This window comes from Pseudoalteromonas sp. P1-16-1b, from assembly GCF_001401785.1.
Taxonomy (GTDB): Bacteria; Pseudomonadota; Gammaproteobacteria; order Enterobacterales; family Alteromonadaceae; genus Pseudoalteromonas; species Pseudoalteromonas undina.
Genome location: NZ_LKGQ01000001.1, coordinates 288,656 through 306,864 on the forward strand (window position 1 = coordinate 288,656; position 18,209 = coordinate 306,864).

The window sequence follows — 18,209 nt, forward strand, 5'->3', positions numbered from 1 at the left end:
ACTTTCTTATTGGTAAAAAAATGACGGACATTGACCCATTAGAGCAATTAAATCAACAACCACCGAGTATTTTATGCTTAGATGATGAAGCCAATGTGCTTAAATCTTTAGTTCGTTTATTACGCCAATATAAATTTGATGTGAGTGTTTCAACCAGTGGCCAAGATGCACTTGAAAAAATGCATGCAAATGAATTTGACGTCGTTATTAGTGATATGCGTATGCCACATATGAGTGGGGCGGAGTTTTTAGCTAAAGCGAGAAAAATCGCTCCCGATAGCCAGCGTATTTTATTAACTGGTTTTTCTGATCTAGAGTCAACAATAAGTGCGGTTAACGAAGGAGGCATTCATGCCTATGTGCAAAAACCTTGGCAAAATGATCACTTAATTAGCGTTATCCAATCGGGTGTAGAAAAGTTTAGACTAAAAAAACAAAATGAAATTTTACAACTTCAAGTAAATCAACAAAATCAACAGCTAAAAGAACTTAATACTAATTTAGAACAACTCGTCGACAAGCGAACAAAACAAATTAGAAGCGTGCTGAAAAAACTTGAAGTCGCTAATGAAAGTGAAAAACGAGAGCATCAATCTACTGTTGAACTGCTTTATAATTTTATTAATGCAAATCCGTATCTCGATGGTAAAAGAGCCGAGAACATTGCCGGCACATGCACGCAAATAGCGCGTTACCTTAATGTATCGCAAAGAAGTATCACGCTTGCGCCTATTGCAGGGTATTTAGCTCAAATTGGTTTACTTGCGATGGACCCTGAGCTTTACAACAAACCTATTAACGAACTCAATGAAGTACAGCGCAAAACGTTTTACACCCACCCGAGTATTTCACAATTAATGCTCATGCCTGCAACGCATTTAAGCGATGTTTCTGATGCAATTTATCATCAATTCGAACGCTACAACGGCCAAGGAATACCCAAAGGGCTTGCTAAAAACGATATTCCTATTGGGGCTATGGTGCTCAGCGTTGCTCGCGATTACTGGGAGCATTATGAGCAAAGCGATCCATTATTAACTACAAAAATGCGTCATGAGGTGGCACTTAATAATATTAAGCTTGGTAGTGGCAGCTTATATCATCCAAAAATAGTAAAATCGCTTGAGGCAAGTCATGTACAGCTTATGGCCTCAGACACGTCTATTGGCTCGATTAAAGTAATTTGCGCTCAAGAACTTGAAGAGAGTATGACATTGGCAAACTCACTGCACAGCCATACAGGTATTATGCTTTTACCTAAAGGGCACGTTTTCAATTTAAAATCGATTGTGAAACTACAGCAACTCGAAGCCAAAAAGCCGACTCCGTTTAGAATTATGGTTAAAACGGCTAAATGATTGATCTAAAATGCTCTTTTATTCGTTATACTAAGCCATAATAGTTACTTTCAAATATATTGCTTGAAGGAGCACACAGTGTCGCGATTTTCTGCCGTTACCGATAATCCCCACGACGGGCGTTTTAACCAAAAAACAGGTATTTTATTAACCAACTTAGGTAGCCCCGATGCCCCCACAGCAAGCGCGTTACGTGTTTACTTACGTGAGTTTTTGTCAGATCCGCGTATTGTAGAAATACCACGTATAGTGTGGATGATCATTCTTCACGGCATCATTTTGCGTATTCGCCCAAAACGCTCAGCTAAATTATATAAAAGTATATGGACCGAAAATGGCTCGCCGCTTACTCACATTACACGCCAGCAAAGCCTTAAATTAAATGCCTTATTAAAACACCATGGCTATACCAACACCGAAGTGGTTATGGCGATGCGCTATGGTAATCCATCAATCGAAGCGGGCCTTGAAGAGCTTAGAGACAAAGGTTTAACCCGTATTATTGTGCTGCCGCTTTACCCGCAGTATTCAAGCCCAACCACAGGCTCCACATTTGATGCGGTTGCCAATGTATTAAAAAAATGGCGCTGGGTGCCAGAGCTGCACTTTGTAAATGGGTATCACAAAAACCCAACCTACCTAGAATCACTCGCTAACAGCATTAGCGAAGATTTAGAAAAACACGGAATGCCACAAAAAATGGTGTTTTCATATCACGGTATGCCTAAACAGTTTTTAGATAATGGCGACCCATATTACTGCCTATGCCAACAAACCACGCGTTTAGTGGTTGAAAAACTAGGGCTAGACAAAGATAAAGTGATCACTACTTTTCAAAGTCGCTTTGGTAAAGCTGAATGGTTAAAACCATACACAGATGCAACTCTTGAGAGCTTACCTAGCGAAGGAATTAAAGATATCGCAATTATCAGCCCTGCATTTAGCGCCGACTGCCTTGAAACACTTGAGGAATTAGAAGGTGAAAACCGCGAAATTTTTGAAGAAGCTGGCGGCGAAAAATACCGATACATTGCAGCCCTAAATGATCGTGACGATCACATCGATGCCATGTTTGATGTGTTAAAGCCAATGCTATAAAAAAAGAGAGCAGCGGTTAGGTTTTAGCTCTCAGCGTTCAGCTGGAGATTAGCCAAGTGCGGTGAAAGCTTGTAGGCGCGAGTATATCTCGCGCTTTCTCTTGTATCACTTTCTGATAGCTGACAACTTATAACTCAAAGCTGCGCTTAGCGCTTACGTGTCACTATTAATGTGATTGCTCCGGCAATTATTCCCCAACAGGCAGAGCCCACCGACCATAAAGTTAAATCTGAGGCCGTGACTAAAAAAGTAATAATGGCTGCTTCAGTATATTCAGCACTATGCAAAGACTGCTGCAAACTATTGGCAATAGTGCCAAACAAAGCAATACCCGCCAGCGCCAATACTAAGGCCTGTGGCAGGCTTGCCACAATTGCCACTAACATAGCCGCACATAACGCCATAATTATGTAAAACACGCCACCAGCAATACTTGCCCAATAACGCTTATCAGGGTCTTTATCGGCCTCTTCGCTCATACAAATAGCCGCTGTTATGGCTGCTAGATTAATAGAGTAGGTACCAAAGGGAGCCGTCACACAATTTATTAACCCGGTCACAGTTAATGACGATGATATAGGCGCTTTATAATTATGCGCTTTCAAAATAGCGAAACCGGGTAAGTTTTGTGAGGTCATAGTTACTATATATAAAGGAATACTTATACTTACAAATGCCTGCAAACTAAAGCTTGGCGCAATATAAGTAAAACTACTGGCTTGCCAATGCACGGTACTGGTATCGATATTGCCCATATACCACGCTAAAAATATACCCGCTAGCAACACACTTAGCATCGCAAAACGGGCAAAAAAGCGCTTACCAATAAAGTACACCACCACCATTAAACCAATAACTAATGGCATATCGTTCATAAAGTTAAACACATCAATGCCAAATGTGACTAATACCCCCGCTAACATGGCACAAGCCAGTTCACTGGGAATGCGGTTCATGATTTTTTCAAACCACCCCGTTATTCCCGACACCAGCACCAATAAGGCTGAGAGCATAAATGCACCTATCGCTTCAGGTAAGCTATAGCCTTGCGCGCTTGAAATCAGTAGTGCAGCTCCAGTGGTAGACCATGCAATTAAAATAGGCACTTTATAATAAAACGACAACACAATAGAGGTACTGCCCATTACCAAGCCCAGCATTAATATCCAGCTTGCCACTAATTCAGGTGTGCCACCTAAAGTGATCACCACTTGGTAAATCAATGCTATTGAACTTGAAAAACCAATAATAACGGCAACAAGTCCCGCCATAGTGCGACTAAGTAACTGATCAGTCCCTGCCATAATTCCCTCATTAAGAAACCCTAATGTTACAACATACTTTGCCTATTTATACTTTGCAATTTTGAATAATGAATAATGAAAAATGATCACGTTGCTAAAAAAATTTTATTGGTCAGTTTTGTCTTTCAAAATCATTGCAATTTAAAAAACACATACGTACCTAAAAACATGCCACAGGGTGCGTCATTACTACAAAAAACCACACTTATTAAATCAAAAGCAAATACCTAAAAAAGGTAAAGTAAATACTTACAATAAGTTACAAAAACACCCATTAACACTTTATGATTACAATTTAAATTTGATCTCATCCTATTTTTAATATAAAACTTAACAATTAGTTCACCAATAACCCTAAAAGAGAAACAGATGAAACGTTACATTGTTTTAATTATCGCTATTCCTTTGTCTGTATTTGCCATATATACGCTGCTTAATAATCAGAATAAAACCGATGAGGTAGAAGCCCCTATAGCTATTGATATCGTTCCTGTTGATTCTGAATTTGCAAAACAAACACGTAAGCCATTACCAATCGATATGAGTAAAGATCCTATAAAAGGCGCCCCTTCAAAAGCAAAGTTAGCCGTTATTGAAAACTCATTTGACGCAATCAATAAACCTTCAACCAAGGCCAAAGAAATACTTAAAGCGGCAAAAGTACTGCCTACCGATTTACAAAATGAAGCCTATATAGAATTTGATCTAGCAGCGCTTAAGACCCTTGAAGCAGGGGATAATTTTGACCTAGCTATACCGCAAACCGCAGAAACCTACAGCGCTGAAATAACGAATGTTACCAATGCCAGTAACGGTGATAAAAGCATTGTTGGCCAAGTGATTGGCGCTAATGGAGCGTTGCATACCACTATATTAACCGTTGGTAATGACGCGGTTTATGGTCAATTTACTGCCCCTAGTGGCAATTATGTTTTTGAAAGCAAAGGCCAATACGGCTGGATTGCAGCAAAACGAGATTTATATAAAAACCATATAGAACACCAAGTAGGTGAGCCCGCACCAAAAAATACTGACGGTGGAGATCCGTTTGCGCCCAGTGATGAAGAATCACCCTCAATTTAATTTTTAACCTAAACCAAGATGACTCAGCAGTAAAACTGCAATTACAAAAGAAAGGAAATACGACTATGAAAAAAATAATATCAACAGCCGCTATTGCAACGGCATTATGTGCCGCTAGCACAGTGTCAGCAGAAACAATTGATATTGGTATTTTATATACCGACCAATCAGCTGCCGCTACCAGCAATATTAATACTAAAATTAATCAGCTTATTGCTTTTAGTAATCAAGTATATAGTCAAAATGGCGTTGATATAACACTGCGTTTAGTCGGTTCTCAAAACTTAGGCAACCATGCAATAACCCCTTCAGAAGATTGGCTTAACGCTGTGACAAATAGCAGCTACGTAGATGGTTTACGTAATGATTGGAAAGCCGACATGGTAGCCGTCTTAGGCACAGGCCAAAGTGCAGGCAGCGGTTTAATCTCTTGTGGACTAGCATGGGTTGGTCAAGGTACGAATGGCAATTTATACAGCTCAATGAGTAACCGTATGTATTCAATAACAGCCGTTGATTGTGGAGCTACAACGTTCGTACACGAACTAGGTCATAACCAAGGTTTGGCGCATTCTCGTAAGCAAGGCGATACGGCCGGTGGCGTTTATGTTGATGGTATGGGCCACGGTGTACAAAATGAATTTGCCAGTATTATGGCTTACCCGCATGTGTTTGGTAGTGCAACTCAGTACGATTATTTCTCTAACCCAAATTGGAGCGTAAATGGCATTCCATTTGGTGTAACCAACCAAGCATATGCTATTCGTACTGTAACCGACACAAAAACCAGTATTGCTAACTTTAAATAAACCCAATTCTAAGAATTAGCATTAAATAAATGGGTAAATTATTACCCATTTACACCAATTAAGTTTCCCTTGCGGAGCGCCTCGGCGCTCTTTTTAATGATTAACTGCTTTTATTGCAGGCATTAAAGTTTTGCCATCGCTATCCACTTTACTCATTAGCGTTAACCCCATTACCTTAGCAAGTACAGGGTAAATATCTAAATTATTCACCAGCTCAATACTTACCCCTTTTTTAAACGCAGGACCTGCTGCTACAAAGGTGGCTGCCATATCATCACTATAAGCATAGCCATGTGTACCTAAATAAGGCGCTTTAGTACCGTTACTAAATACCGCAGGCGCATTGGTCTGCACTACAATATCGCCCACTCTACTCCCGCTATTATAATGGTAGCCTTCAAGCTGTTCGCTACTTAAAACACTATAACGCCCCTTAGCCGCTTTTTGTAAACGTGCTTTATACGCGTCAATATCTGCATTTTTAGCATCGCTTTTAGTATAAATAAGTAAACGAGGACCGGTATTCACAATAATAAAATTATCATCTTTAGGTAAACTGCTAACAATAATGCTTTGCTCAGGATCAACCTGTGCCATGCCATGATCAGAAACAATTACTAAATTAATATCCTGAGATAATTTGCTCAAGCGAGTACGTAATTGCCCCACTAAGGCATCTAACTTATGAACAGCGTCACGTGTTTGTACTGCATCTGGGCCAAACTCATGCCCCATGCTATCAACCAGCGAAAAGTAACTGGCTACAAAACGTGGGCGCTGCGCTTGAGGCAAACTTAACCATTGTACAATTTGGTCAATTCTGTCTTGGTAGTCACCTTGTTTAGAATAGTGAAAATAGTAATCAGGCGTCATACCATTAAAGCGCGCATCCGACTCAGGCCAAAAATACACCGCCGATTTAAGCCCATGCATTTTTACTAAATTCCATAATGGAGTACCACGTACCCAGGTACTGTCTTTTTGGCCTTTACCCATGCTGTAGCATTGATTATTGCGCGCTTTGTCACAAAATTTATTGTCAACAATACCGTGGTTAACGGGTAGTAAACCAGTAATCACCGAAATATGATTTGGAAACGTTTTAGTAGGGTAAACTGGCTGCATTTTTTGTGCTCTAACCCCTTGCTCAGCCATTGCTTTTAAATTGGGTGCACCGTGCTTTTCAATATAATCCCAACGCAAGCCATCAATTGAAATCATCACTACAGTTTGCTCTTTGGCTGCAAACGCATTACTCATCCCTAATAAAAGGCAAAAACAGACTGCCTTTGTGATCCACAACTTCATTTTAAACACCTATAGATGTATGTTAATTTTATAAAAAATAATACTAAAGCAAGTTGTTACTTTATGATACATGCTGATAGATTAAAGATGGCTCACTAAAAAATATAACTGTGCACTTAATAAGAGCCCAACGTGCAAAATAAAAGGATTGCCATGATCGACTTCAGCAGCAAAATCACCCCAGCGCGTATGCAGCGCACGACGGCCAATTTACAAATGGCGCTTGAGAGCGATCGTGGCCGAATTATTAATAGTGCAGCCATTCGTCGGCTGCAACAAAAAACCCAAGTATTTCCGCTTGAACGCAATGCAGCCGTGCGCTCGCGCCTTACTCACTCATTAGAAGTACAACAAGTTGGTCGATTTATTGTGCAGCGTGTTTTTGCCAACTTAAATTACCAACAGCAAAAAGAATATGGTTTATCAGGCTTAGAACGCCCGCTAGAAACCCTAGTAGAAATGGCCTGCCTAATGCACGATATTGGTAACCCGCCATTTGGTCACTTTGGCGAGGCCGCCATTAATAATTGGTTTAATGCTAACTTGGCCAGTATTACGCCTGAGCGTTGCCAAACAGCCAATAGCAGTATAGGCGTTATTTTTAAACATTTAGCGCAAGATATTTGCAGTTTTGAAGGCAACGCCCAAGGCATACGTATTATTCACTCATTGCTCAGCCTAAATTTAACCTACAGCCAAAGTGCGGCAATTTTAAAGTACACCCGCCCTGCCAGCTTAGCGAAGCAAGATATCCCACAAAATAAAAACTACATTATGAAAAAAGTGGGCTACTACTACAGTGAAAAAAGCTTTGTAGAGGCACTGCAAACTGAGCTCAAAATGGAGCCGAATTGCCGCCACCCAGCCAGTTACATAATGGAAGCCGCTGACGATATTTCTTATTGCTTGGCTGACATAGAAGATGCGGTAGAAAAAGACATAATCACCACACAGTTATTATGCGAGCAACTAAAAAAGCAGTATCAAAAAGCATTAATTAACTTAGCCTTAAACGACACCCAACATCAAAGCTTTGTTGATGATGCAATTAATTACGCTATTGAACGCGCGCAAGCACAGCCCTTTAATTTTAATAGTGAATTTTTTATTTATTTGCGTGTATCGTTACTGCACCCATTAGTAAATCATGCTGCTAAACGCTTTATTGAAAACATAGAGCCAATTTATCATGGTGACTTTAACCATGCATTATTAGAAGACCGCAGCTACCTGCATGCAGTAACCCAAGCCCTAAAGCAAGTGGCACTTGAGCATGTATTTTCTCATAAAGAGGTCGAAAAGCTCGAACTACAAGGCTACCGTATTATTAACGGCCTACTAGAATGCTATAAACCTTTACTGCAATTAACTAGCGACGACTTTAAACGCGCACTTCATGGCGACAACCGTTTATTAATAGAATCGAGATTAGTTAAAAAACTCTCTAAAAAACATTTAAGTAGCTATCAGCACGCTATAAATGCCATGCAAGAAGAGCCCGACCACTTTGCAGCTTATGAGTTTTATTACAGATGTAGACTCATTCAAGACTACATAAGCGGCATGACTGACCAATTTGCTTACGACGAGTACCGCAGCTTAATGGTGATTGACTAATTTAGGCTTAGCGCGCGAAATTGCTAAGCCCTAGATAATTTTTTACTTTACGCTTAAAATTAGTGCATTGATGCTTAACCGCTTTTGAGTTTTATGAAACCGTTACTGAGTTGCTTACTTTTTTGTTTTACTTTGTTTTATAGTGCCAGCAGTGTCGCTTACAACGAGGCGATGTGCATTCTTATAAAACAAGAAATGCAGCAATATAGTAACGACAAAACTAGCCGTAAGTACCGTAACGCCGCTCGCGACTACAAAAAAAACTGCAGTAACCCGGCACGTACTCAACCAGCAACAAAGCCTAAAGCGCAACCCATTATTGAACAACCCATCCCTGAGATTACAAAACCGCAAGTAACTGAGCCTGTTTCATCTGTTGTAAATACCCCTATTGCACAGAGTCAAACCCAGTCATCACTTACACAGCAAAGCGCAAAATCAAACGTTGAACAAACAGTAGCAACAGCGTCTGAGCCAGATATTGAGCAAAGTATTAAACATACTCAAAGTACAACTGTTCCAGCATCAGCAAGTACCGAGCCTAATGAGCCGCAAAGCAATAAAACAACAAACGATGAAAAAACTGATGCTGCAACAAATGATCAGCCTAGCATTGATACAACCACGCAAAACAACACAACTCCAGCAGTTACAAAATCAACAGTGGAGCCTTTACAAACGGCCATGCCGGTTACCGTAAATACCGCAGAGCAAGTTAACGGTGTTGCCTCATCAATCCCTAAAGAATCAAACATGTTGTCGCTAGTATTACCCAGTGTGGCGCTACTCTTAGTGGTAATAATTGGGGTTATTGTATTAATGCGCCTACGCAATGTTAAGCAAAATAACGAGCCTGCCGATACCAGTATGCCACTAGCTGCTCCCACTACTAAGTGCGATGACAAGCAAAGTAGTACTGCTATTGATGAATCTAAGACTCTTGATACCAGCAAAAGCGAGCAAAAAACAACAACCGAAATTGCCGAGCCAAACGCAAACGAAGTGAGCACAGCTAAAGTAAAGCAAATCCCGAATACCGCAGAGTTTGAAGCCGCCGCTAAAGCCACTTTAGAACGGATAAAAAATGCCACCGAGCATGCAGAGCCACAAGTAAGAGACTTTGATCCCGAAGCCAAACCAATCAAAAAACAGCGCAAGCCGGTTAATCAGCCTAGCGAGCCTGTACCAGCGACTAAAAAAGAAGCACCTATTGCAGCTGAGCCCATTTCACCTCAACAACCAAAGGCAGACTTGCATTCGCCTAAACAACCGCGCTCACCGTTAACACCATCTACCGAGCACGACTTTAAAGAGCCTGAAATACGCACCTTCGATCCCAACGCGCCCTTACCCACTAAAAAAAGTGCGATAAAACCAGAACAAGTAAAGGTATCGCCAGTTGAACCCACTAAGCCTGATATACCGCCACAAAGCAGTAACCCATTTGCTAACTTATCGCTTGATGAAAGTTGGGATCCAAATTCACCACAAAAACCGAAAGTGGAAGAAAAGCAACGCGCCCCTAAATCACAAGCACTAATTGAAGCTGAAGAGCGCGCAAAAAACATGCAAACAAAAGAATAATAGAGTACGCTGTACTTATTAAAAGGTGGCTTTAAATCTAATACCAATTCGCTTAATCAAGTGGTCTGTTTTGAGGCAGGAAAAATGTGTTGATAGCTAGGCAAAAAATTTGCTATTTAGTTGTTCTCAGCAATTGCTCCTGCATTGCTCTACCTTCTGCATCCATGCAGTCGTAATGAGAGTTTTTTAACGCAGGTAGCGACACGTTTAGCCCCGTAAAATGATTAAGTATTATTGCCGACTGTTCTAGCTTAAGCGTGCATTCAGTTTCACTCACTACAATAGCCTACTTTTTGAACAGCATCAGTCACAACCTAATGGCTAAGAAGGAGTAAACTATACATATGCATGTGATGTTATCAGCTAAATTAAGATACCTTATTTTTACCGCATCTTTTTGTCTGATGGCTTTAGTGAGTGATTACAGTAACGCAATTGAAGCAATTCAACCCAAAAACGAACAGCCCACACATACCACTACTTTAAATATAAGTACCGGCGAATGGCCCCCTTTTTTAAGTGAATCATTACCTCATCAAGGTGTGATTGCCCATTTAATCACCGACTTATTTGCACAAGCCAATATTAAGGTTAACTTTACCTTTTTACCCTGGCCGCGTGCTTACCACGACACCATTAATGATAAATACGCAGCCACCGCCGTATGGATGTTTGAACAACAACGTACTGAGGATTATTTTTACAGTGAGCCAGTGTTAAACGAGCGTTTTGTATTTTTTTATCACAAAAAACGCCCTTTTGATTGGCAAAACCTAAACGATTTAAAAGGCTTATTACTCGGTGGTGGGCTTGCTTACAGCTATGGCGAAGAGTTTGATAAAGCACTACAAGCGGGTCTATTTGATATGTCGCGAGTAAGTACCACAGAGCAAAACTTTAAACGCTTAGCTATGGGCAGAATAGACGCCTTTGCCGAGGAAAAAAGCGTAGGCTATTACACCTTGGCCAGTAAGTTACCTAACCTATTTAGCTCTATTAACCATCACCCCAAAGCTTTACTCATAAACCAAAGCTTTATGATGTTCCCTAAAAATAACAAATACAGTAAACAGCGGCTTGAAATTTTTAATCAGCAATTACTTAAATTTAAACAAAACGGCCGTTATCAAGCCTACTTTGATGCGTTAGATAATGGTGCTTATCAACCCACAAATAACGCCCTGGCCGACTGACTTGGCACGGGTTGCGAGCTACGAGCTAGGTTTTAGGCTTTAGCACAAGCTCGCTGCTCGTCACTCAAAGCCCGCAGCCTTTACCACCGTAGGCGTTAAGCTTGCTGACGCGAAAAGCACCGCTTTTAAATTACGTTACTTTCACGCATTATTCGCCTCAAAAAATGAGGCGAATAGCGCACTTAATTGCCTCATTGTATTAATTGGTAAGTTGAAATCGTAGAAACCAGTTTTAGCTGTGATTATTTTAAACGCCAATTTTGGGTAACGAGCCGCGAGCGACGGACTATATTCAGCCTAGCACCTTTAACCTAGAACCTTTTACCTGTTCTCACCGCGTGCAGCTTGCTGACGTGAAAAGCGTAGCTTTTAATACTCAAAGCCCGCTCCTCGCAACCCGCCGCTCGTCACCTTTATTTATACATGTCGCGTTAGCGAGTGCCGACCGTCCGAGGACACACACTCCCCACTCCAATGAAGTACACACGATAAATTAAACTTGCTCAATCGCGACTAATTTATTTACTTCTACCGGTTTTGCTAACGCCGTTTCATAAAATGCAAACACCTCTTTTACATAGGGCTGTGAATAATGCGTATCCAAAGCAGCTTGCGACGTAAATTGTTCGACTAAGAACAAGCATGTTTGCTCACTATTGCTGTATAGCTCAAATCGAATACAGCCAACCTCAGCCTGTGTAGACTTTAAAATTTGCTGTAAACGCCCTTTACAGTCATCAAATAATGAAGCTTGAGGGGTTATTTTTGCCACTATATTAATCATCTTTAATCCTTATTAATTAATTTAATAACCACAGCACGAATTGGCGGTGCTACGGTAAAGGCCACTAAAAAAGCTGCAGGCCAGGCATTAATAAATGCAGTTAGCCAACTTTGCACAAAGGTATTGCTTAAACCTAAATTTACGTAGGTCACCCATGCAGATAGTAAAAACGACATCATGAACGAAAATACCAATGTAAATATAAAATGAATTTTCATCTTTCCTCCTTGGCGTTACTATATTCAAAAGCTTGGGGCTTCCATACTCACAAAAATGCAAACTAAGATTGAGAAACAGAAATGCTTGATGACATTCATTTATTTATAGAGGTAGCTAGGCGTAAAAGTATGAGCCAAACGGCAAAAGACTTAGGCTTAAATTTATCGACGCTATCGCGACGTATTCAAGCACTTGAAACCAAATTAACAGAGCCATTATTGCAGCGTACAGCACGAGGAATCGTGCTAACAGCAAAAGGAGAGCAGCTCTATACATCGCTTTCAGATTCAGTGTTAGCGCTTAATAATCAAATAACCGCCCTTAATTGTGATAGCAATAGCAGCAATACTTTTTATTTATTATGCCCACAAAACATCATTGCAGATCTACTTATGCCTGCGCTAAATACATTTATAAAAGATAATCCTTCGCTCAATTTTCACATATCACCGAGTAATGCTAATAGTCAGTTGAGCCAACAACGCTTTGACCTCGCTATTCGCATTGGCCAACAACAAGATTCAAGTTATTATCAAAAACGCTTAGGCGCTATTGCGGTTAAGTTGGTCAGCAAAAAAGATGCACCACAAACTCGCCTAATTTTACCTTACACTCAAACTCAGTTACCAACAGGCATGCTTAACAAACTAACAGAACTCTACAGCGATATAAGTTATTGCTTTGATATAACAATAGCCCGAAAAATGGTTGAAGAAGGAAATGGGGTTGGTTTATTACCTATGAGTGAAATTAGTTGTATTACTGACAAACAGGCTTTTGACTATATTGAATTGCAGCCTGCTTTTGCAAACAGGCCTATTTATGCTCTATGGCATAACACACGCCAGCCAAGTAAAACGGCAAGTCAGTTAATTACTTTAATACAGGGCGTAATTGAGCAAACGCCATGCTTACAAGGTGATATTGTTGAGTTAGGTTAATGGGGTATTTATGCTGTAAGCGTTAAGCTTGCTGACGCGAAAAGCGTAGCTTTTAATGGCAAAACCCGATCTCCGCAACTCGATGCTCGTCGCCTTTATTAATATATGTCGCGTTGGCGACGGCAACCAAGGGGCGGATACCGCCGACCGCCCCTTGGAACCCCACGGCGCCCCGAGGATCACACTACTTCCTCAATTCAAATTAATGATATGAACGTAACCAGCGTAGATAGGCCATCCATGGCCAAGCTACGCTTTTTAACAGCATCCATGCTGTAAATTACTCACCATTAATTCAATTTCGGGTGTGATCACGGGGAATTGTCTTGGCAGCGGCGTTTAAGTTTTTTGTAGGCGTTTAGCTTACTGTCAATAAAAGCTAGGCTTTTAAATTGCTTTACTTTCATGCAATGAGCGCTGTACTACCTGATAACAAATAGCGCGTTGTTGCTCTTGGTTTAAATTTACTTGTCGCATCGAAAGAATCGTTTTCACTAATTGTTTATGTGAAACAATCGGAAAGAGTGGGCGCTGCTTTAGTTCAACAAACCAACCAGGAAAGCACAAAACAGGGAAAACTTGAGTATTAAAACCCGTTGCTTCATATAACCATTTGTTCACCCAGTCTGCTTGATTTTGAGTTTGCTCTAATGGCTTACTTTCAAACCAAGAGGGAAATGCTAAATGATTATTCTCAAATTTAACCTTGTAATTTTTATCGTCTTTTATTCGCTTGTGTCTGCCTTTAGTTTCAATAGCAAAAATGCCATTTGCCCCAACAACTAAGTGATCAATGTTAAAACCATCAGCTTGTATATCATGAAATACTTGATATCCATGTGACTGTAATTCTATAAGTTCAGAGGCAACAGCAAGTTCAGCATCACGGCCGAGCTTTAGTTTTATTAAATAATTAGATTTAACCCACAGCTTTCTTGCTACATAAGCTAAACCTAAAATAATCAAAACAATTAGGAAGTAATTAAAATTACCGCTAGCAAAAACTTCAGCAATGCCTTTTATAGCAAAAGGCATTGTAACAATTAAAGCAGACAAGAAAATTAAACCTATAACATCAACAATATTATCATTGACTTGTTCACTTAGAGTTTGAGCTGCAACGCGTTTAAGCTTTTTCCGGTCGACCGGTAGCTTTGCATTTTTTTGATGAAGCCATATTCTAAAAAATAAAATACCTAGTAACGAGTAGACGCTACCAACAATAACTAAAAGGCTTAAACCTTGGTTTAATAAATCATCCATGACGAGTTCCTATAATAACAACTCACTCTTTATACATTAAAAACAGTTACATGTCGCGTTGGCGACGGCAACCAAAGAGAAGTAACCGCCGACTTCTCTTTGGAATCTCTCGGCGCCCCGAGGATCACACTGTTTCCTCAATTTAATTAATAATATGAACGTAACCAGCGTAGATAGGCCATCCGTGGCCAAGCTACGCCTTTTGCAGCATCCATGCTGTAAATTACTCATCATTAATTCAATTTCGGGTGTGATCACGGGGAAATTTTCTTGGCAGCAGTCTTTAATTCAATAATGAGTTAATGCTTGTTTACATTGCATTTTTTAGTAAACTGAATGCTCGCAAACAGGGAGCGATTTAATGCAACAGATTGGTATTTACGAGCAATTAATTACACAAGTAATTGAGCAAAATTTAAATCGTGACCAATTTTATGTGGGCGAACGCCAGCTAGAATCGGCTGAGGCGGCTACGTGGCTTTCGCGCTTTTTAGGTAAACTTGTTGAACATGCCATTGATGCAATCCCTAATTCAAGCGAGCGTTTGCAAGAGCAAATAAACCTCGCAAACAGCCTTGTTCTGTGGCTTAAAGATCATATTCGCGATGACGAGCTAATCAACGAAAACCTTATCGACAGCCAAGGTCGAATACTTACCGCGCTGTTTAATACCCAAAACCCTATTGCGGCCAATCTTAAAGATTACTCTCACGATATTTTTCCGCTAACAGGGCTTACCCAAAGCGAATTGTTTAGCGGTGCGAATGCAGGTATATCGCTCGAAACCGAGCTAAAGCGCGAGATTAAGTCATCCGACACTATTTACTGGCTTGTATCATTTATAAAATGGACGGGGCTGCGCATATTTAAAAATGAGCTTGAAGCCTTTACCAAAAGCGGCAATAAGCTCAAAGTTATTACCACCTCGTACATGGGCGCAACGGATGCTAAAGCGGTGGAGTTTTTAGCAAACCTACCAAATACTGAGGTAAAACTTAGTTACAACAACCAGCAAGAGCGCTTACACGCAAAGTCATATTTGTTTATGCGTAATACGGGTTTTCATACCGGTTATATTGGTTCGTCTAATTTATCGCATTCAGCGCTTACCAGCGGCCTTGAGTGGAACTTAAAAATTACCGCGCAAGAAATCCCGCACATCATAGCTAAAACCAAAAGTACCTTTGAAACCTATTGGCAATCGCCAGATTTTGAATTATTTACTGGCAAAGCTGAATGTAAAGAAAAGCTCATAAATTCACTTAATGAGCAACGCGGTGTTGGCCAAGCAAGCAGCCAGTTTTATTTTGATATAACACCAAAAACCCATCAGCTCGCTATTTTAGAAAAACTAAGCGTTGAGCGTAGCGTTCATGATCGCTTTAAAAATTTAGTGGTTGCCGCAACGGGCATGGGTAAAACAATAATATCGGCGTTCGACTTTAAAACCGTTTACGACAAAAACCCAAACGCACACTTTTTGTTTATAGCCCACCGCGAAGAAATACTCAAACAAGCGCAAAGCGCTTATCGTGGCGTGCTTAAAAATAACGACTTTGGTGAGCTGTGGGTGGGTAATTATAAGCCACAACGTTACAACCAATTATTTGCGTCAATCCAAACATTAAACAGCCAAATTGAATCGCTTAATTTAACGCATGATTACTACAATTACATAGTTATAGATGAAGTGCATCACGTAAGCGCTGCAAGTTACCGCGCTATATTAAATCACTTTACGCCCACAATATTACTTGGCTTAACCGCCACACCAGAGCGACAAGATGGTGCTAATATACTCGATGATTTTTGTGGAGTAATTGCCGCTGAAATTCGCTTGCCAGAAGCAATAAACCAGCGCCATTTATGCCCTTTTCAATACTTTGGACTAGATGATGATACCGACCTAAGTCAAATAACATGGCGAGGTGGCCGTTACGATATAAGCGAGCTAAGTAACCTTTATACGGGGGAAAACAGCCGCGCTAAAAAAATTATATCCAGTCTTGCTGATATAGTGACTAATGTTCACAGCATTAAAGCGCTGGCATTTTGCGTAAGCCAAAAACACGCAGAGTTTATGGCGTCTAAATTTAACTTAGCTGGCATAAACGCCGATGTACTGACCAGTAAAAACACCAATGAACGCGCGGCCAAACAACAAGCACTGCGCCAAGGCGAAATACAAATACTTTGCGTGGTTGATATTTTTAACGAAGGGGTGGATATTCCAGAGGTCGATACACTTTTATTTTTACGCCCCACCGAAAGCCTAACGCTGTTTTTACAGCAACTCGGCCGTGGCCTGCGCCTGCCCGACAACAGCCAAAAGCAATGCTGTACTGTACTCGATTTTGTAGGCAACGCCCGCCCAGAATACGACTTTGCCAGTAAGTTCCGCGCATTGATTGGTAAAAGCAACCAACCGATAAAGACCGAGATTGAAAACAACTTCCCGCATTTACCGCTGGGTTGCCGCATAGAGCTACAAAAGCGAACGCAACAAACAATATTAAAAAATATTCAGCAAGCCATAAACACTAAACGCCGTTTACAGCAGCTGATAAATAGCTACTCGCAACACACCAATGACGCCCTTACGCTCAGTAACTTTTTACGCATAAACCCGCAAGTCACACTTGAAGATATATACAAACCAAAAGATAAAAAACTCGGTGGCTGGCAATGGTTAAAAGGTGATGAAATACCCGCAGAGCGGGCAGATATTTATGGCGCGTATTACCGCGCAATCAACACCCAATTACTCGGCTGTAACTCGCTTAGCTACTTATGCTTTTTACGTGATTTATGTAATAACGATTTTAGATTTACGCCAACAGCACAAAACCAACAGTACGCGCTTATGGCGCATTACAACTTTTGGGATAGCACAGGCACAAGTTTAGGGTTTAAAACGCTTGAGCAAAGCTTACAGGCACTTAAACACAAAGAACTACAGCAGGAACTCGCACAAGTGATTGCGCTGTTAATAAACCGCATTCACCAACAAGAAAGCGATTTAACGTGTTTACCTAATCACGCAATCAAATTACACAGTCGCTACACTCGCCAACAAATACTCGCAGCATTTGGCGCTCACTCGTTTGAGCAAAAGTCATCTGCTCGTGAGGGTGTTCTTGTATTTAACGACCAAAACCTTGAGCTGTTATTTGTAACACTCAACAAGTGCGAAAAAACCTACTCGCCCACCACGCTGTATCACGACTACGCAATCAGCCCTACCCTTTTTCATTGGCAAACGCAAAACAGCGCACGCCCAGAACACGGTCGAGGCCTTAGTTATATTGAACACAAAAAAACAGGCAAAACCATCCTGTTATTTGTACGCGAACAAGGTAAAGACGAAAACGGCCGAACTATGGGCTTTGTAAACTACGGCGAGGTTAAATACCAAAGCCACAACGGCAGCCAGCCGATGAATATAACGTGGGAGCTAATCAACCCCATGCCAAGTGAAATGTGGCATGAGGCTGGGAAATTAGCGGTTGGGTGATGGTCTAAGCCTGTAACAGATAAAGTATAAACTCATGTACTTAATGCGTATTTGGTAAACAATGTTATTGTCATTTCTAAAGTTACTGAGAGACTGAATATCTCTGCGTTGGCTCGATTCCGTGCCTTGACACC

The 18,209-nt window shown here is 40.8% G+C and carries 15 protein-coding genes; 9 read left to right on the forward strand and 6 right to left on the reverse strand.

Annotation, left to right across the window (positions count from 1 at the left end; translation table 11 throughout):
• Positions 1–20 precede the first annotated feature (20 nt).
• On the forward strand, positions 21–1,358 hold the full coding sequence (locus AN392_RS01175; protein WP_055011574.1) for an HD domain-containing phosphohydrolase: 1,338 nt from the start codon (positions 21–23) through the stop codon (positions 1,356–1,358).
• Between the two features lie 78 nt (positions 1,359–1,436).
• A complete protein-coding gene (gene hemH / locus AN392_RS01180) occupies positions 1,437–2,456 on the forward strand; it encodes a ferrochelatase (RefSeq protein ID WP_055011575.1) in 1,020 nt (339 codons plus the stop codon).
• 146 nt (positions 2,457–2,602) lie between these two features.
• Here hemH and AN392_RS01185 read toward each other — a convergent pair whose 3' ends face one another.
• Entirely contained in the window at positions 2,603–3,760 is a 1,158-nt protein-coding gene (locus AN392_RS01185; protein WP_010389519.1) for a benzoate/H(+) symporter BenE family transporter, read from the reverse strand.
• A gap of 369 nt (positions 3,761–4,129) precedes the next feature.
• Between AN392_RS01185 and AN392_RS01190 the strand changes: the two genes are divergently transcribed.
• Together AN392_RS01190 and AN392_RS01195 are read left to right on the forward strand one after the other, a co-directional pair.
• Positions 4,130–4,843 carry a hypothetical protein gene (locus AN392_RS01190; RefSeq protein WP_054201457.1) on the forward strand — a complete coding sequence of 238 codons (714 nt, stop codon included), beginning with the start codon at positions 4,130–4,132 and terminating at the stop codon, positions 4,841–4,843.
• A gap of 65 nt (positions 4,844–4,908) precedes the next feature.
• Positions 4,909–5,652 carry a M12 family metallo-peptidase gene (locus AN392_RS01195; protein WP_055011576.1) on the forward strand — a complete coding sequence of 248 codons (744 nt, stop codon included), beginning with the start codon at positions 4,909–4,911 and terminating at the stop codon, positions 5,650–5,652.
• A 93-nt stretch (positions 5,653–5,745) separates the two neighbouring features.
• On the opposite strand, the gene AN392_RS01200 is transcribed toward AN392_RS01195, so the two are convergent.
• Entirely contained in the window at positions 5,746–6,960 is a 1,215-nt protein-coding gene (locus tag AN392_RS01200) for an alkaline phosphatase family protein (protein WP_055011577.1), read from the reverse strand.
• A 153-nt stretch (positions 6,961–7,113) separates the two neighbouring features.
• Here AN392_RS01200 and dgt point away from each other — a divergent pair, with 153 nt between their 5' ends.
• Together dgt and AN392_RS01210 are read left to right on the forward strand one after the other, a co-directional pair.
• Positions 7,114–8,577: a dGTPase gene (dgt, locus tag AN392_RS01205; protein WP_010389524.1), complete on the forward strand. Its 1,464-nt coding sequence runs from the start codon at positions 7,114–7,116 to the stop codon at positions 8,575–8,577.
• Between the two features lie 93 nt (positions 8,578–8,670).
• On the forward strand, positions 8,671–10,161 hold the full coding sequence (locus AN392_RS01210) for a hypothetical protein (protein WP_055011578.1): 1,491 nt from the start codon (positions 8,671–8,673) through the stop codon (positions 10,159–10,161).
• Between the two features lie 112 nt (positions 10,162–10,273).
• Here the strand turns inward: AN392_RS01210 and AN392_RS18615 are convergent, their stop codons facing one another.
• Positions 10,274–10,438, reverse strand: a complete 165-nt coding sequence (locus AN392_RS18615; protein ID WP_171036828.1) for a hypothetical protein — start codon at positions 10,436–10,438, stop codon at positions 10,274–10,276.
• Positions 10,439–10,505: 67 nt separating this feature from the next.
• Between AN392_RS18615 and AN392_RS01215 the strand changes: the two genes are divergently transcribed.
• Positions 10,506–11,354 carry an ABC transporter substrate-binding protein gene (locus AN392_RS01215; RefSeq protein WP_055011579.1) on the forward strand — a complete coding sequence of 283 codons (849 nt, stop codon included), beginning with the start codon at positions 10,506–10,508 and terminating at the stop codon, positions 11,352–11,354.
• A 493-nt stretch (positions 11,355–11,847) separates the two neighbouring features.
• On the opposite strand, the gene AN392_RS01220 is transcribed toward AN392_RS01215, so the two are convergent.
• Positions 11,848–12,138 carry a putative quinol monooxygenase gene (locus AN392_RS01220; RefSeq protein WP_055011580.1) on the reverse strand — a complete coding sequence of 97 codons (291 nt, stop codon included), beginning with the start codon at positions 12,136–12,138 and terminating at the stop codon, positions 11,848–11,850.
• Positions 12,139–12,140: 2 nt separating this feature from the next.
• Positions 12,141–12,356 (reverse strand): DUF2798 domain-containing protein, encoded by a 216-nt coding sequence (locus tag AN392_RS01225; protein ID WP_055011581.1) that lies wholly within the window; start codon positions 12,354–12,356, stop codon positions 12,141–12,143.
• 81 nt (positions 12,357–12,437) lie between these two features.
• Here AN392_RS01225 and AN392_RS01230 point away from each other — a divergent pair, with 81 nt between their 5' ends.
• The gene (locus tag AN392_RS01230) at positions 12,438–13,298 is read left to right on the forward strand and encodes a LysR family transcriptional regulator (RefSeq protein ID WP_075170082.1); all 861 of its coding nucleotides are present in this window, start codon (positions 12,438–12,440) and stop codon (positions 13,296–13,298) included.
• Positions 13,299–13,685: 387 nt separating this feature from the next.
• Here AN392_RS01230 and AN392_RS01235 read toward each other — a convergent pair whose 3' ends face one another.
• Positions 13,686–14,561 carry a nuclease-related domain-containing protein gene (locus tag AN392_RS01235; RefSeq protein WP_055011583.1) on the reverse strand — a complete coding sequence of 292 codons (876 nt, stop codon included), beginning with the start codon at positions 14,559–14,561 and terminating at the stop codon, positions 13,686–13,688.
• A 361-nt stretch (positions 14,562–14,922) separates the two neighbouring features.
• Between AN392_RS01235 and AN392_RS01240 the strand changes: the two genes are divergently transcribed.
• A complete protein-coding gene (locus tag AN392_RS01240; protein ID WP_055011584.1) occupies positions 14,923–18,075 on the forward strand; it encodes a DUF3427 domain-containing protein in 3,153 nt (1,050 codons plus the stop codon).
• The last annotated feature ends 134 nt before the right edge of the window (positions 18,076–18,209 follow it).

Coding starts and splice junctions, on each gene's coding strand:
- dgt (WP_010389524.1), top strand. CDS start 7,114: ATGATCGACTTCAGCAGCAAAATCACCCCAGCGCGTATGCAGCGCACG.
- AN392_RS01240 (WP_055011584.1), top strand. CDS start 14,923: ATGCAACAGATTGGTATTTACGAGCAATTAATTACACAAGTAATTGAG.
- AN392_RS01200 (WP_055011577.1), bottom strand. CDS start 6,960: ATGAAGTTGTGGATCACAAAGGCAGTCTGTTTTTGCCTTTTATTAGGG.
- AN392_RS01185 (WP_010389519.1), bottom strand. CDS start 3,760: ATGGCAGGGACTGATCAGTTACTTAGTCGCACTATGGCGGGACTTGTT.
- AN392_RS01235 (WP_055011583.1), bottom strand. CDS start 14,561: ATGGATGATTTATTAAACCAAGGTTTAAGCCTTTTAGTTATTGTTGGT.
- AN392_RS01175 (WP_055011574.1), top strand. CDS start 21: ATGACGGACATTGACCCATTAGAGCAATTAAATCAACAACCACCGAGT.
- AN392_RS01230 (WP_075170082.1), top strand. CDS start 12,438: ATGCTTGATGACATTCATTTATTTATAGAGGTAGCTAGGCGTAAAAGT.
- AN392_RS01195 (WP_055011576.1), top strand. CDS start 4,909: ATGAAAAAAATAATATCAACAGCCGCTATTGCAACGGCATTATGTGCC.
- AN392_RS01220 (WP_055011580.1), bottom strand. CDS start 12,138: ATGATTAATATAGTGGCAAAAATAACCCCTCAAGCTTCATTATTTGAT.
- AN392_RS01210 (WP_055011578.1), top strand. CDS start 8,671: ATGAAACCGTTACTGAGTTGCTTACTTTTTTGTTTTACTTTGTTTTAT.
- AN392_RS01215 (WP_055011579.1), top strand. CDS start 10,506: ATGCATGTGATGTTATCAGCTAAATTAAGATACCTTATTTTTACCGCA.
- AN392_RS01190 (WP_054201457.1), top strand. CDS start 4,130: ATGAAACGTTACATTGTTTTAATTATCGCTATTCCTTTGTCTGTATTT.
- AN392_RS01225 (WP_055011581.1), bottom strand. CDS start 12,356: ATGAAAATTCATTTTATATTTACATTGGTATTTTCGTTCATGATGTCG.